This window comes from Cypionkella sp. (assembly GCF_028290025.1).
GTDB lineage: Bacteria > Pseudomonadota > Alphaproteobacteria > Rhodobacterales > Rhodobacteraceae > Cypionkella.
Genome location: NZ_JAQGKQ010000094.1, coordinates 17149 through 31904, shown reverse-complemented (window position 1 = coordinate 31904; position 14756 = coordinate 17149). Strand labels below are relative to the sequence as shown.

Here is a 14756-nt window from a genome sequence, read left to right as displayed (position 1 = left end):
CTGCTTCCACCTATCCCAATCTAGAAAAACACCCGGATTTGCAATGAAGTCATTTGCCTCGCTTCTTCCCGACAATGGAGCTTTTTCCCAAGATATTGCGGATGTGATATGCGTTTGTTTGCTTCGCCAGTTCCAACTTATATTTTTCGAATTGTTCAAGCTCTGAAACGTGAAAGCTTTGAACGGTTGAATTGGGTGCGAACAAAATCGCAGTCAGGTAGCCGTCATCCATTTTGCCGTAAGTGCGCTGATCATTTAGGAACCCATATTTCGTGGCCTTCGTTGGCCTGAACACTAGACGTACATGACTGATTGCGATTTCGATGGTCTGTGATCGTGAGTCGCCCGGACCCAAGGACGGGCGGATTTCGGGCTTTGAGTACAGTTTATCGATTCAAGGGCATCAATCGGTACGCGTGCGCCAAAGTTCAAAAGTATGCCTTAGTTGTTCCGAGCCCTTAGCTTCCGTTAAATGACCGCACTGTAATCGAAGATGCGGCCATTTCTAACCCGCCGGCTATCGCCGCGTCAAACGCGTCGTGACTTTGAGTTGCGATTTTCTGGTATGGGCCTTCGTATGGAGGGCATGGTTTGTAGACAGCCAGCGCCTCATACAAAATGTGCAACGTAAAGTCGCCACCAACGGCTTCACGGTAATTGGCCGCATGGGCGACATAGGCACTTACCTGGCTCATGATGTCTTGTGCGTCTCCCCACCACGCGCAACCCTCATAAGACTCAGCGCAATATCTCTCAGCTGGTCCATCGCGAAATTTTTTACTTGCTTGATCTCGATCTGCTTCGCGTTATCGGGTGTAGCATTCTCCAAGCGCATCCTTTATGAAGATGACTCGTTTTAACAGTGTTTCGAAAGCTGATACTGACAGGCGAAGCTGGCTGCGCATGCTTGCGGTGTGGTTGCGGGGCCGGCCCTCACTTAAAGTCGGGAAACTAGGTCAATTGCGTTGAGGTGGGTATAGCGTAAACGCGGCCGGAGTTCCCGGTGTCCGGAAATTAACGCTACCTCGGGATGTGAAAGGCCGCGCTCGAAAAACCGCGAGACTGCCTCATGCCGAAGATCGTGAGACCGAAAGTCCTCTATACCCGACCGTGCCTGAACTCGTTGCCAAGAGAGACGGAAGGCGTTCTCCGTCACGGCAAACGCGGGGTCACTATCGCGTCTGGAGGTGCCTGCTTTCAAAATCTTGATCGCCGCGACAGAAAGTGGCACCGTTCTGGGCAGGCCATTCTTGGTAACATGCAAAAGGTAGGTCTGGCTCTCAATATTGATGTCCCGTCACTTAAGACCCAACACCTCTCCCCTGCGCATTCCCGTTGCCAGTGAAAACCAAGTGACACGAGCAATTTCGGGGTCTTTGCAACCAGACAACCCTATCACCAACTTTTTTAACTCATCTTGGGAAATGCGTCTGGTGCGTGGCTGTGACGATAATGGCTTCTTCACATCCGCACAGGGATTGCCACGCAGAGTGACGCCACATTCTTTTCTGGCGTATTCGATAACTTGGCCGCGAAGGACTAAATCCTGCCTCACCGTCTCGCCACTTACAATTTGAAGTCGAAGAATTGCGAAATACTGCGACCTCGGCGCTGCAAATGTCTTCAATTGGCCGAAGCGCAATCGCTGACTTCTAAACATGGTTGTTTTCGAACGTGCTGACCGCAGGCTGCGCTTTCCAGAGGAAATGTCCCGGAGATACAGCACAAGAAACTCATCAAGGGTTCTGTGGTCCTTGGTCCGTTCAGAGGTTAGCCTCGCTTCCCCAACATCAATCGCATGCTCGGACTGCGGGCCCAAGCTTCTGCGTCTTTTTTAGGGAGAAAGATCGAAACGCGGGAGCGTTGCTGAGCTTACGAATCTGTGCCTGCCATTTATCGCCGCGTTTGCGGATCGTAGCCATTCTGGTTTCCACTGTGACTGAAAGAACCACTTGTCCTAAGCCGGACCATCTAACCCATTGATAAAAGTGGTGGAGGAAACGAGACTGCCGTCGAACTTGCTCTGAGAACAATTGATTGCGCTGCTGCTGACCTTATGTTCACGGACGTCAACATTACCGGCCTGCTGCATTGTTGCTCCTGTGACTAAGGATATTTCGGCCTAACTCAGTTGGCGTCGCGTTTTGCAGGCGTCCCTACCTAATCGCGCGTCCAGAAGCGGAAACGTTTGCGGCTACCGAAACGAAAACTTTGCCTGTCAAAACTAGCTCAGTGCCCTGAGTCATCTCTTCGGCAAACTAGGCATTTTCAGGAAGGGAGGGCGGAAATCTCCAGCCTGAATGCTCTGCTACTCTGCCATTGGTTGGCTTTTGCGGTCGGCCTCAACATATCAACCTAAGGGATTGCTGGCCAACGGAGCCAAACTTTTAGCGTTGCCGCGACTGCGACCAGTGTCGGCGACATGGAAGATCAAATCGACGCTAACCGGGACTTGGGCAGTTTGCCGATTCCGCGACAATCGACAGCATGACGCATAATCTCAAACGGCTCGCGCTTTTCAACCGTCCGGTAGCAACCTATACGTTTATGGCAAAGTCATCATTATTGACGCAGGTAGCGGACGAGTTCAAAGTCGTGAACACAGCTTGTCGCTATGTCGTCGGCATCGGCCTTCGCGACGCGGGCCTTGCTGTGTTTGCACTGCAAAACGCAACCTCAGATTTTCGTCCCATTGTTGTAACGGCAGGGTCTGAATGTGCGTTGATCGAAGGCAAGGATAGCGTTTTCTCTGCTCTGTCCTCTTTGCTCCGTTTGTACTTTCGCCCTCAGGTTTTCTATTTCCAACGATTCCGCTTCCTGAACTGTTTGTGTTTCGGCGGCTTCGAATATCCTGTGCGCACTGAACAAAATCCTCGCCAATGGCTCCTGCAATTCATAAAGGTCATTTAAGTCTGCGTATTCTTTCAAGTCCTTCAAGACGCTAGCCATCCAAACATGTCTCCGCATAATTCTTCCTATTTACGCACTTGTTATTTCAAGCTAGAGGCGAGTAGTAAAGAATCCCTTAATGCATCGTTTGTACATCATCTCAGTTCGTTTCCAGCCACTTTAGTAGTGAAAAGCCGGTGCAGACCAAGGCAGCAACTGAGATCATATGGCATCCGAGCCGGCGAGTTGGCGGGTGCCGACGCCCAGATGCGAAGTCATCGATCCGGCACTGCAGCACAAGAACTGATGCCTGAGGGTGCCTAAGTCTTTTTTTCTTAACCGGACTTCGTCAGAGTTTTCGATGCGCAAGCGTGATAGCTGCGGTTTTCGTTGTGACTTGCGCTACGATTTCTCGGAACGCTCTTGGCAGCATTCACAGATCCCATATCTTGAGCGCCTTCTGCAGAAACCAGAGCACGATAAATCGTCTCTATTTCAAACATCACTCGCCCTTCTTCGAAGTCGAAAGACTGAGGCTCGACGGTTAACGAAATGTCTACTGTGCGATCGGCGGAAACAGCCATGCGACTATCCGCTCATCGAAAACACGTTCGGCGCGGGCCGGGACAAAACCCCGCGCCCGCATCAAGACAAAATTAGTGATGGTAGATGATTGATAAGTTTAGTGGCTGGCATGGCTCGAAACATTCAGCACCTTCACATATCCATATCCGAGTCAAAAATGTGTTAGAACCTGCGAGCTGAAAAAGGCGTACTCTGGCGCAGATTTTTTCACTGTCTACCTTTAGGGATAGCTAGTCTTTTGCACACCCTGCCGAGCCCTCCGCACCTACGAGAACGTTTCATGACTGCCCGTTATCGACCGCTTAGATCGGCACATACTCGTGGCCCAAAGGGGCTTTCACCAGCACTTCCGCGGAAGATCCTGAGTTATTCTCGCAGAAAGCGGCTAGAGGAGCATGTGGTGCGCCGGAGATGATATCAATGCGGCAAGAGTCCCCCCGTCAAGTGCCGATAGCAAGTGCCATGGCAATTTCTTTTACTCACTTTGCTCTGCACAGTTGTATGCCACCAATTTATAAAGATCATTTGCCTTAATTCGGAAAAGATTTAATTAACAAATTTTAATCATTTGATCTAAATAAAAGCTTACCAAAATAAATCGAATTATAGATATTAGGAAATCGTCTATCTTATGTGAGATCAATTTATATCTTTAAATCTTGTTCAATCATTTTAGACAGACGCTGCTTGATTTGCTAATCTGCGAGCCCCAGAATTCTATCAAGGTAGGTCGGGGTGTGAGATGAGCAGTATTAAACTTAAGGTGGCGCTCGCGCAACCAAATCTGGGAAGTTTAGAAGGATCTGTCATTTCCGGCGATATGTTCGGCGTCAACTTCTTGTCTGGCTATGAGGCCGGTGATACAAAGGTCGGCGGCGCTACATATGATGATGTAATTCATGCGTTAGGCGGCACAAGTCAAGTGGGATCATTCGGCGATCACAGCGGCATTGTAACGCCTGTAAGCAATCTTCGATTTCCCGGCGGGAGCCTGACGGAAGATTTTTACATGCGTAACCCCCTGTCCATCACGATGCCAGTTGGGGTCAAACATGGGCACGATACGCCGACCGCACTTCCTAACTTTCTGCTGATGTGTCAGGGCCTTGGCACTAACATGACCTTTGTCATGCCGACGCGACGCTACTTAGACACCAATGGACTGACCGTGGGTGACAAAGCAGAAATGACCACTTTCATCAAGGAGTTGCTTCTCGATGCAAGCGACAAGGGCGTCGACCTTCAGGCAATCGAACTCGGGAACGAATACTGGGGATTTGATGGCATTATGACCACAGAACAGTATGGTCAAATCGCCGCTGCGGAAGCGCTAACAATCCAGCAAGCAATCACTGAATTCAGTGCCGAGCAAACAGCGGAGGGTGTGGATATGGCGCTGTGGCACGAACCAAAGATCCTGTTGCAGATGGGTTCTCAATATGGAGATTCTAAACAAGCGCAAAAAGAAATGAAAGCTATCATATCTCAGTTTTCTACAGTCAAGGAACGCGCAGCGATAGACGGCTTCATCCACCATTTCTATTTACCAGGCGAACCTGAGACTGCTGATGGTCTCTGGGTAGATGAAAGGCATTTATACGTGAATGATATGGACATTCTTCTCACGGCGCCGGGCTGGAAATCTTGCAGCCAAATGGAATTCCGCATTTCCGAATGGAATGCAAAGTTAAATAATACTGCGTCCGGATTGCAATCATACACCCAAATGGTGGCAATCTTCAGTGCTTTGGCACGCAATGGAATAAATGCAGCGGATTTTTGGTCTGTAGAGGATCGTAGCAAATTCTCGCTAACTCGGCATGCACACGGCGGCGGAGGCGAAAGCGAAATCTTTGAGGGTCTCAGCTTCACTGGAGAAGCTTTTCGCATGCTAAGTGAATCAACGCGTGGCAAACAAGTTTTGGCAACGACAGTTGCAAGCTCCGGCAGTTCGGAAGCGCTCGTTCAGGCATTCAGCGGTGGAAGCGAATTCGTTCTATTCGTCTCCAGCCGTAGCGATGCCACCGACAACGTGTGGCTGGACCTCAGCAAGCTTATTGGACCGAACATTTCTCACATTTGGGGCAGCCGGGTGGCAACTGCCGGCAGCAGTCCCCTAGATCAGAGCGCTCCTCCAGTCGTGACAAATATGAATCTCGCCTTGAAATCAGGCATTCTCAGCGGCATCGAACTTGCACCCTGGGAGACTCTGCGGATCACCATTACCCTTGGGCAGAATGGTGCCCATATTCTTGGCTATACTGGGATGGACAGTCTGACCGGCGGCCGGTTTGCGGACGCACTGGATGGCAAGGCCGGCGATGACAGGCTTATGGGTCTTGATGGCAATGACACCATCTGGGGCGGAGAGGGCCACGATAAAATATATGGTGGCGCAGATGACCGCGATCTGCTGTTCGGTGGTGATGGCAACGACATCATTGAGGGCGGCAGGAATGGTGACAGCAAGATATTTGGTGATGCAGGAAACGACGTTTTGGAAGGCGGCAATGCGTCAAACGACTCGCTTTATGGGGGAAGCGGTGACGACAGCATGAGCGGTGGCACGGGCAATGACATAATTTCCGGAGGAGGGGGCATTGATACTGCGTATTTTTGGGGCGCCAGAAAGATCACGGTCGATCTCGCTTTGACAGCGTCGCAGGCTACCGGCTATGGCAAAGACCAACTCCAATCAATCGAAGTTCTTAAGACGGGACCGAACAACGATATCCTCATGGGTGGTTCGGCCAACGAAGCATTTTACTCATATGACGGAAACGATGTTTTAGGAGGTCGCAACGGGTCCGACCGGCTCTATGGTGGCAGCGGGCAAGACACCCTTTATGGCGGCAACGGGAAGGATTATGTCGACGGGGGCAAAGGAAACGATCTTCTCTTAGGCGACGCAGGCAACGATGCTCTACATGGGTCGGAGGGAAATGACTGGCTCAAGGCAGGCAGTGGCACTGATAGTCTGTATGGCGGTGCCGGGAATGACACACTGACCGGAGGGGCTGGCGCGGATCAGTTCGTGTTTTTCTTGGGGAGCGGCACAGACAAAGTAACCGATTTTGTCGACAACTTAGACCTCATCCACATTGCCGCGCCAGGCTTGGACTTTGACGATCTGACAATCCGCTATAGTTCAGGTAACACAAGCGTTTGTCATGGCAGTGATTTCGCATTTGTTTTGGAAGGCGTAACGGGGGGATTAACAATAACCGACTTCCTCTTTCGCTAAGCTGTTGGCTCGCTTACGGCACGGTTTCTAGCGTCCCGACCGGGCTGCAAATATTCGTTTACGAAGCGGTTCAAAAGGTTGTTTATGCTTATCCCGCTTTTTTCGATTGACTAATTGACCTGTTCTGAAATCTGGCAGCGGGCTGGGAGATAGGCCAGGTTGAGAGGAACGTCCGGAATTCCCGCCACCAGATGATGCAAAGGATGCCTGACTTCACAGACCTTACCGCGCCGAACGCTTGGCTAGAAGAGCGTTGCCTCGAGTTGTGGCCGCAGACTCAAAATGGCAAGCAGCCGGCATGCAACTGTTCTTCGCGGTAGATGTGGAACAGGCTTGATCTGCCCCCCTGATGTGATCCCAAGAAACTGGATCGTCTGAAGTTGGAGTTTTCCGTTTAATCTTCCCCACTGCAAAACAATAACTTACCGCTGAGGAGTAATATGCCGAAGTCCACAGTTTCGGAGAGACTTGCTGCAGAGAGAGGCTTTTTGAGGCTTCGCCTGCAGCCGCCCATCCGCAGCCAAACCTACATAAACTTCTAAAACAACAAGAAATTCTTGTCGCTATCGACTCGACAGATTTGTTATCAGATTCAAAGTGGTGGGGGAAACGGCACCGCCGTCGAACTTTCTCTGGCTCGACGGGCCGCCGCGAACTTGTGAACAGGAGGCAAGCAATTTTCGCGCGTGATAAGTGCGAAAAGGCGCGCCAGTTGGGGATTTAAGGCGGGAGCCCCCCTAGAGGGCGGCGACGGCGGGAGGCGGGGCGAAGCAGACGCGATAGCAAAGACAGCTATCGCGTCTGCCAGCGCGCACTAAGCCGCAGAACACAACGCGGGGCGATTTATTGCCACCTCGAATGTTAGCCCGTTTCCGCGGAAAAGAAAGGTTCCCTGCTTAGTCGCCTTCGCATTGAACCACATCCGGAACGTCGATTGCAACGACGAGCTCAGCTTCTTGGATCATTCTTGTCAGCCGTCCCTTCAGCTGGTTTTCGACAACATCGCGCACGAGCGTTAAGCCCAACTTGTTGGTGACGGTGGTTTCATCGTAATCGACCTCACGTTCGTTCCAGCGCAGCCGCAACGCGGTTTTTGAAGGGCACCAAGACAACTGAACGCGCCCGTTCTTGCCCGACAGGGCACCATGCAATTGTGCATTCGAGAACAGCTCATGCAGCGCCAGGGCGAGGGGTTGGGCCGCATGGGGCGCCAGCTGCACGAGCTGTCCATCAAGTGATACGCGCTGACCGGTGTCCTCGTCGATTTGCGTCCGCGCGAGATCGTGCATCTCAACGCCTTGCCAGCTTTGCGAGGCGAGCAACCGATGCGCTCGGGCAAGCGCGCCGACACGGCGCCTTATCGCATGCAACAGGCCTTCGTTAGTGTCCGACCGCGTGAGGTTGACGATGCTTTGAACAAGCGCCAGCGCGTTCATGGCGCGGTGATCAACCTCCATCAGCAATCGATGCTCGTTAGCTTCCAGCGCCTCCGCAGCCCGACGCGCGCTTACGTCCTTTTGCGATGCAAAGTGATACAGCAGCTGGCCCTCTGCGTTGCGCACAGAACTAATGGCAAGCTGGTTCCAGAACGTTGAGCCGTCCTTGCGATAATTAAGCAGTTCTAGCTCGATATGGTCATTTCCGCGGGCAAGCGCTTGGCGAAGCCGGTCGATATCAGCCGGTGCCGTGTCGGGGCCCTGAAGAAAGCGGCAGTTGCGCCCGATGACCTCCGTCGCCGAATAGCCGGTCAAGTCCAGGAAGGCATGATGGGCAAGGACGATCGGGTTGTCGGGCTGGTTCGGATCGCTGACGACCATGGGCATGCGCGTGCGCTCGACTGCGACGAGCGCCAGTTCACGGCGATCTGTCATGTGCCCCTCCTGTGTCGCCGCTGGGGGATCGCCCTGAAAGGACGGCGGCTCCTCGTCATGAACCATGGTGCTTCATCTCTGGACTTGTCATCGACAAATCAACTCCGGTGGCCAGTCGAAGTTCCGCGCTAGATTAGTCCGGGCTAGGTGCTGTTGGGCACCAACTTCGCGCCAAGGCTGGTCCATTTCGACTTTCTCTGCAGTGATGAGATCGGCGCACCCAATCGCCCTGGGTCGACAAGGCGGACTTTCCGTAAAAAAAGAGCAAACTCTCTGCCCGGGCGTCGGATGTCAAAACCCATTCGTCGTCAAAGATCGATCAGAATACAGGACCAGTGAGACATCCTGTTAGCGCCGCGCGTCTTGTACTGTAGCCAGCCGGTCAACCGGTGCTTGAGTGACATCCAATTCAGGATCAAGACGCTAAAAATCCCCAAGCAACATGCCGGTTGCAGTCGGCAACACGCCGCGCCCTCTACTTCGATACGTCTGGACGTGCCTTTCGGCTGGCCTGTCATTGCGCATCCGGCAAAGGGGCATTGGCTGCACCCAGATTATCAAATGTTCTGGTCAAATTGCGACTGGCCCCTGCGCGATCAGACGTCACTCAGCAAATGCGCTTGGCGTAAGGCTCGCATAACTCTTTGGGAAAGACCGTTAAAAGGTCCGGGTCATCTCTAGACGCTGGAATTCCCCGAGATACATTTGGCGAAGTGCAATCGTTGCGCCAATATCTTTCCTATCTCACAGCCCTCGCCGGCCCGCAATATTCGCAAGACAGCCGCCGATACTCCTTCTTTTAACCGCATTCGCCTCATGGCGGAACATTGTCACAAAAGGCGCGTTGGGTTTCCGACCGTTTATGGGTGATGTGCCCGACAGCATGCCCCAAGTTCGGCGCTCGTTTCAATGAATGAAAGGGAGAGTTCATTTGGCAGATACCCAGTTCGAAGCGCTGCATCGAGTTCGCGCGGCAACGGTTACAATTTTGGCTGAGTATGTAGCCATTCTTGCAATTCCGCGATTTGAAACTGACCCCCTGCTTATTGAAGCGATAGCCCTTCATCAGCGCCATGCGGGTGAGCTGCTGAATAGGCAGTCAGCGCTAGGTTACAGCACTGACGGCGATTCGACCGAGATGGTGATGCAGGCTGCAGATATTATACCGACCAAAGCACCGTCCTACCTGATACGGGAAAAAGAGCGCGAACTGGTCGCCACGTATAAGGAGGCAATGACTGGTTGGTTCGCTGAAAATGATGCCGAAACTTACGCTCTTTTGAAAACGCAGTATCAACAACTACAAGCCGGAACGGGCATGTCGGACTGATCCACACTCGCATAGGAATCAGCATTAGATTTCACATACGGCGATTGGCGCTACGCGAACGCACAGGAAGTCAGCGCAGACGCGACAAAAATTCCGCTGCCTGCAGCTACACAAGCAATTGCGACGGAATTGCATCCAGCCGCTACCGAGCCAGAGGCCAAGCACAATGAAGACGCTGCAAATAGCGGAGTGTCGAGAATTTTTCATGACCAGCTATTTGGGCCCGAGATTCGTGTCTACGCCGCGAGCAGGGTGTCCGCGATGCGACGATCCACAGACAGCACCCCAAGTATGGGCGGTGTCAGCGAGGCGAAGGGAGTGACCGAATATTAACGTATGGATGGGCGTTAAGAGACGGTTTTTAGGATGAGCGCCTGGTGTCGGAAGGGCTGAATGAATTGGCCAAGGCCCGACGAAGACCACGAGGTTAATCAGAAGCGCATATTCCGCGGCTACGCGAACAAAGCCCCAAGTGGGCATCCGGGTCGGCGCAACCGGGCGATCGGAATGCGCGCTCCAATGGCGGTGCAACCTGAGCCAGAGCAAGTCTGTGAATATTGTCTTGGTCAAGCTAGCGCATTCCGCCGGTCCGCGATCAAGATGCTAGTCTATGACCGTACCAGCGAGTCCCTCGCCCTGTTCGCCGCACTTCGCTACCAGTGCTCGGGTTGCGCGGGACGAATGGACTTAAGTTAACATATCTCGTCGGTCTAAATTTAGAAATCAAATTCTGCGGGCATCGATCAAACGCTTCAGGAAGGCGGCGGTTTTCGGCAATTGCGGATTGCGGAATATCTGATCCGGTGGGCCTTTTTCATAGACGGTGCCTTCCGACATGAAACAGATCTGTGTGGCAACTTCGCTGGCAAAGCCCATCTCGTGAGTGGCAAGGATCATGGTCATCCCATCCCGCGCCAGATCCCGCACGATGTTCAACACCTCGCCAACCAACTCGGGGTCCAGCGCAGAGGTGATTTCGTCCAGCAACAGCGCGTCCGGCCGCATCGCCAGTGCGCGCGCGATGGCCACCCGTTGCTGTTGGCCACCCGATAGCGCATCTGGATAGCGGCGGGCCATATCGGCCAGGCCGACGCGGTCGAGCAATACCATTGCCTCAGCCTCCGCCTCCTGTTTCGGGATTTTCAGGACCTGCCGTGGCCCAAGGCTGACGTTTTGCAACGCAGTCATATGGGGGAACAGATTGAACTGTTGGAACACAATGCCGACCCTGCGCCGCAACGCGTCTGTATCAGCCATCTCTTCCGCGACGTTGATATTGCCAACCATAATCTTGCCGGATCCAATGGGTTCCAGCGCGTTAATACAGCGCAAGGCGGTCGACTTTCCGCAACCGGAAGGCCCTATCAGGCAGGCCACTTCGTGCTTGTCGACGGCGAGTGACAGGCCGCGCAGCACTTGCACCGTGCCGTAGAATTTAAAGACGCTTTCAGCCGTTATGAATGCCATGTCAGCCAGCCCCCCTGAGCCGCGCCGCATTCCGGCGGATAAGATAGTCGGTGAACCGTGCGAGCGGAATCGTGACCGCCAGAAAACACAACGAAACCCCAGTCAGCGAAGTCAGGTTAGATTGCGCCGTTACAAGTATGCGGGCGGTGTTCACCCCTTCAAGTAGTCCCAGCACCGACAGCAGCGAAGTGTCCTTTAGCAGCGAGATGTACCAGTTTAGCAGCGGTGGGATCACACTGCGCAGCGCCTGCGGCACAACGACAAAGCGCATGACCTGAAAATAGTTTAACCCGATGGCTCGCCCGGCGGCCACTTGGCTCCAATGCACTGACTCGATACCGGCTCGGAACGTTTCTGCCAAATAGGCACCATAAACGATAGTCAGGGCGAGGGTGCCACTTGCGAACAGGCTTAGGTTAGATACGAACGGCAGCCCCGTCTGCGGCAGCCCAAAGCCGATGATCAGGATCGTGAGCAAGGCTGGCAGCCCACGGAAAAGGTCAATGTACAGGACTGCCATGAACCGAACTGGTGCTGCAGCACGCCCCGGCAGGCTGCGAGATACAGCGAGTACTAAACCCCAGATTACTGCAAGTATCTGCGCCACTACCGAGACCCATAGGTTTCTGATGAACGCTGTGGCTATCTGCGGAAATCCGGCACCCAGAATTTCCGGATCAAAATAGCTCTCGGCCACCGCATAATCATTCGCCACCAACGCAGATATCACAAACCCTACAACGGCAATTGCGAACGCAATGCTCAACGAGTATTGCGCGAGAAGTCTCGATCGCGTGGCATAGCGCAGCATGTCTTTGCGGTCCTGGGCTTGGCGGGATTTCAGCGCCATCACAAGGGCCGCAATTCCGGTCGGTGGGAAGATCAGCCCCGCAATGGGCCAGATCAGACTTGCCCGGAATAGCGGCGGCGTAAGCGCCTCGGTTTCGTCAACTTGAGATGCAGGTCTAACCCTAGTTTCTAAAAAGCTGACCATTACAAATTTTTATGCGGACGGGAGCTCGGCAGGCGGTGAGTGGTGGGAAGTTTCCATTGTGCGCGCCCAAATACAATGCATCAGGTGCGCGCTTAGTGAGTAAACAGAAGAGACGGCGGAAGAGTTTTGAGTCTGGCGATCGACGAAGTGAGTTGCATCAAACCTGCCAATGCCAAGTGAATTTCGATACCAGACCCCTCCGCGACCTAGACAAGCCTGACGAGCAACAAAATTGAGCCCGAAAATACAAGTTGAAAATCAACGGCTTACGGCTGCGGAGTAAAATACCGCAGTCCAGAGCTCCGGAGAGAACTGGCAATGTGAGAGGAATTTACGGTGCCCTCGCCGCAACTTCTCGTCAGCGAAAACTGCATAACCTTTTAAACAAAATTTCGTACTGTGATCGGCCCGGTAGTTTCGTTGTCAGGATTAAAGTGGTGGACCCAGAGCGATTCGAACGCCCGACCCTCAGATTCGTAGTCTGATGCTCTATCCAGCTGAGCTATGGATCCACTCTTGCGGCTGCATTTAGCTGCCCGTGCCGGGCAATGCAAGGGCGAATGCGCGGGCTTATACATCTGACGCGCAATTTTGGTCCAGTCTCGCACGCACTCAGGGGGTCGGCCCGATGGCTTTTGGTAGGTGGACGACGAATTCGGTGCCATCCGCGTCGCTGCGGGCAAGTTCTAGCCGTCCGCCGTGGCCGCGGATCAGCTCGGCGGCGATGGCGAGGCCAAGTCCGATGCCGCCTTTGCGCGCGCCACCCTGAAACGCCTCAAACAGATGCTCACGCGCGCGTTCCGGCAGACCTGGGCCGGTGTCACCGACCCTGATCCACCACTCTGCCGCGGTTTCGCCTGCTGAGATTTCGATGCTGCCCTCATGCCCATCGCCGGGGCCAGCCGCCTCAATCGCTTGACGTGCGTTGCGCACAAGGTTGGACAGCACCCGGAATAATTGATCGTAATCGCCGCGCACCGACAAGCTCTCCGGTACTTCGATCAGGCAGGTCACGTTGCCCTCGCCTGCCAGCCCCTCACCTTCAGCCACGTCCTCGGCCAGCATTGCAAGCGGAATATCGCGCAATTGCGGAGCGGATTCTTCGGCCTTTCCGAAAGCCAACGTCGATTCGCATAAGGACACGGCGCGGGCTATCGACGACACCAATTTAGGCGCAGCGCGCGCGACCATCGGATCTGCACTGCCCTCGATCCGGTCGGCAAACAGCTGTGCCGTGGTTAGTATGTTGCGCAAATCATGGCTAATCTTGGCGACAGCACCGCCCAATTGCGCGAGACGTTCTTTTTGCCGCAACGATCCGGTCAGTTGCGTTTGCATAGCGTGCATCGCTTCTTCTGCATCGCGCAACTCCACAACCGAAGCCGTAGGCGCAATCACCCGCCGCGCATCTTCAGGTGCTTCGGCATAGGCTTTCATGTGGTTGACTACCCGACGGATTGGCAACACGATCAGCCTTTGCACCGCGAGAAACAAAAAGAACGCTGTTACTCCGGAAATCAGCGCCGACAACAGCAGGATACGTCCGCCGTAATCTAGCATAGCCGTGCGCATCGGCGCGGAGTCCATCGTAATTTCGATGAGCAAGCCTGCCGATTGCACCGGATAGCCGATCACCCGGATGATCTGCTCTTGCGGATCGAACAGGCAGCCAAAGGCATCACGGATTAGTTCCCACGGACCGGCCTCTCTTAGATCGAAGGTGTTCGAGATCGGTGTCGGCAGCGGCGAGGACAGCACCAGTTGCCGCACTTCGTTGCGCCGTAGCACCACGTTGTACACCTCGGCATTAGCCAGCAGCTCTTTCTGCAAGGCGGGCGATACCATATCTTCGGCGGCCAGTTGCGCCAGCGAGGCGATTTGCGCCTTTTCCAACCTCATGGTCAAAAAGTCCGCCCGAAACCGCGCAATGGAGGGCACGAAAATAAGGACCTCAGCAAGCATGACAAAGGCCACGGTCAGCAGCAAAAACCGCCCCGACAGGGTGTTCAGAAATCCGCTACGCCTAACTGCCACGTCTTTGGTCATCCTCCGCGCGAAACGCGTGTCTGCTGCATTAACCATTGGCACAGCACTCAAACTGCCCGCAATGGTGATATATTCGCACATTATTGCATTGGATATCGGAAGCAAATTAAGATCGGTGCCTATCGCTGGTAAACCGCTTCCCACCTGCGGGGTGGCAAACCTCGGGCGAAGCCCCCGGGATCGGATGCCGCCTACTTGCCCTGGCTTGCCGCAATCTGGAAAAGTTGCAAAAGTTGCCCCCAGCGCGTTGACTTACTGCGCATCCGCCCCTAAAGACCGGACTTCAAGTTTACGCCGTCGAATCTTAAAGGTTCGCCGTGCCAGTCTGAT

At 53.8% G+C, this 14756-nt stretch carries 9 protein-coding genes and 1 tRNA gene; 3 read left to right on the top strand and 7 right to left on the bottom strand.

Annotated features, from left to right (window positions below):
• Positions 1 to 937: 937 nt before the first annotated feature.
• Positions 938 to 1285 carry a tyrosine-type recombinase/integrase gene (locus tag JWS10_RS17035; protein ID WP_299509013.1) on the bottom strand — a complete coding sequence of 116 codons (348 nt, stop codon included), beginning with the start codon at positions 1283 to 1285 and terminating at the stop codon, positions 938 to 940.
• Positions 1286 to 2487: 1202 nt separating this feature from the next.
• Between JWS10_RS17035 and JWS10_RS17030 the strand changes: the two genes are divergently transcribed.
• The gene (locus JWS10_RS17030; RefSeq protein WP_299509011.1) at positions 2488 to 2910 is read left to right on the top strand and encodes a hypothetical protein; all 423 of its coding nucleotides are present in this window, start codon (positions 2488 to 2490) and stop codon (positions 2908 to 2910) included.
• A 314-nt stretch (positions 2911 to 3224) separates the two neighbouring features.
• Here the strand turns inward: JWS10_RS17030 and JWS10_RS17025 are convergent, their stop codons facing one another.
• Complete coding sequence (locus JWS10_RS17025; protein ID WP_299509010.1) at positions 3225 to 3473, bottom strand: hypothetical protein; 249 nt, start codon at positions 3471 to 3473, stop codon at positions 3225 to 3227.
• A gap of 743 nt (positions 3474 to 4216) precedes the next feature.
• Between JWS10_RS17025 and JWS10_RS17020 the strand changes: the two genes are divergently transcribed.
• Positions 4217 to 6718: a calcium-binding protein gene (locus JWS10_RS17020; RefSeq protein ID WP_299509009.1), complete on the top strand. Its 2502-nt coding sequence runs from the start codon at positions 4217 to 4219 to the stop codon at positions 6716 to 6718.
• Positions 6719 to 7614: 896 nt separating this feature from the next.
• Here the strand turns inward: JWS10_RS17020 and JWS10_RS17015 are convergent.
• A complete protein-coding gene (locus JWS10_RS17015) occupies positions 7615 to 8589 on the bottom strand; it encodes a PAS domain-containing protein (RefSeq protein ID WP_299509008.1) in 975 nt (324 codons plus the stop codon).
• Between the two features lie 931 nt (positions 8590 to 9520).
• On the opposite strand from JWS10_RS17015, the gene JWS10_RS17010 reads away from it, so the two are divergent.
• Positions 9521 to 9919, top strand: a complete 399-nt coding sequence (locus tag JWS10_RS17010) for a hypothetical protein (RefSeq protein ID WP_299509007.1) — start codon at positions 9521 to 9523, stop codon at positions 9917 to 9919.
• 723 nt (positions 9920 to 10642) lie between these two features.
• On the opposite strand, the gene JWS10_RS17005 is transcribed toward JWS10_RS17010, so the two are convergent.
• From JWS10_RS17005 to JWS10_RS16990, 4 genes are all read right to left on the bottom strand, one after another.
• The gene (locus JWS10_RS17005; protein WP_299509006.1) at positions 10643 to 11386 is read right to left on the bottom strand and encodes an amino acid ABC transporter ATP-binding protein; all 744 of its coding nucleotides are present in this window, start codon (positions 11384 to 11386) and stop codon (positions 10643 to 10645) included.
• Between the two features lies 1 nt (position 11387).
• A complete protein-coding gene (locus JWS10_RS17000; protein ID WP_299509005.1) occupies positions 11388 to 12380 on the bottom strand; it encodes an amino acid ABC transporter permease in 993 nt (330 codons plus the stop codon).
• A 435-nt stretch (positions 12381 to 12815) separates the two neighbouring features.
• Positions 12816 to 12892: transfer RNA gene (locus JWS10_RS16995), tRNA-Arg, on the bottom strand.
• 100 nt (positions 12893 to 12992) lie between these two features.
• Positions 12993 to 14426 (bottom strand): HAMP domain-containing sensor histidine kinase, encoded by a 1434-nt coding sequence (locus JWS10_RS16990; RefSeq protein ID WP_299509012.1) that lies wholly within the window; start codon positions 14424 to 14426, stop codon positions 12993 to 12995.
• Positions 14427 to 14756 lie beyond the last annotated feature (330 nt).

What these genes read in the sequence shown, in the direction of transcription:
- JWS10_RS17030 (WP_299509011.1), top strand. Translation starts at nt 2,488, where the DNA reads ATGACGCATAATCTCAAACGGCTCGCGCTTTTCAACCGTCCGGTAGCA.
- JWS10_RS17025 (WP_299509010.1), bottom strand. Translation starts at nt 3,473, where the DNA reads ATGGCTGTTTCCGCCGATCGCACAGTAGACATTTCGTTAACCGTCGAG.
- JWS10_RS17020 (WP_299509009.1), top strand. Translation starts at nt 4,217, where the DNA reads ATGAGCAGTATTAAACTTAAGGTGGCGCTCGCGCAACCAAATCTGGGA.
- JWS10_RS17015 (WP_299509008.1), bottom strand. Translation starts at nt 8,589, where the DNA reads ATGACAGATCGCCGTGAACTGGCGCTCGTCGCAGTCGAGCGCACGCGC.
- JWS10_RS17005 (WP_299509006.1), bottom strand. Translation starts at nt 11,386, where the DNA reads ATGGCATTCATAACGGCTGAAAGCGTCTTTAAATTCTACGGCACGGTG.
- JWS10_RS17000 (WP_299509005.1), bottom strand. Translation starts at nt 12,380, where the DNA reads ATGGTCAGCTTTTTAGAAACTAGGGTTAGACCTGCATCTCAAGTTGAC.
- JWS10_RS16990 (WP_299509012.1), bottom strand. Translation starts at nt 14,426, where the DNA reads ATGACCAAAGACGTGGCAGTTAGGCGTAGCGGATTTCTGAACACCCTG.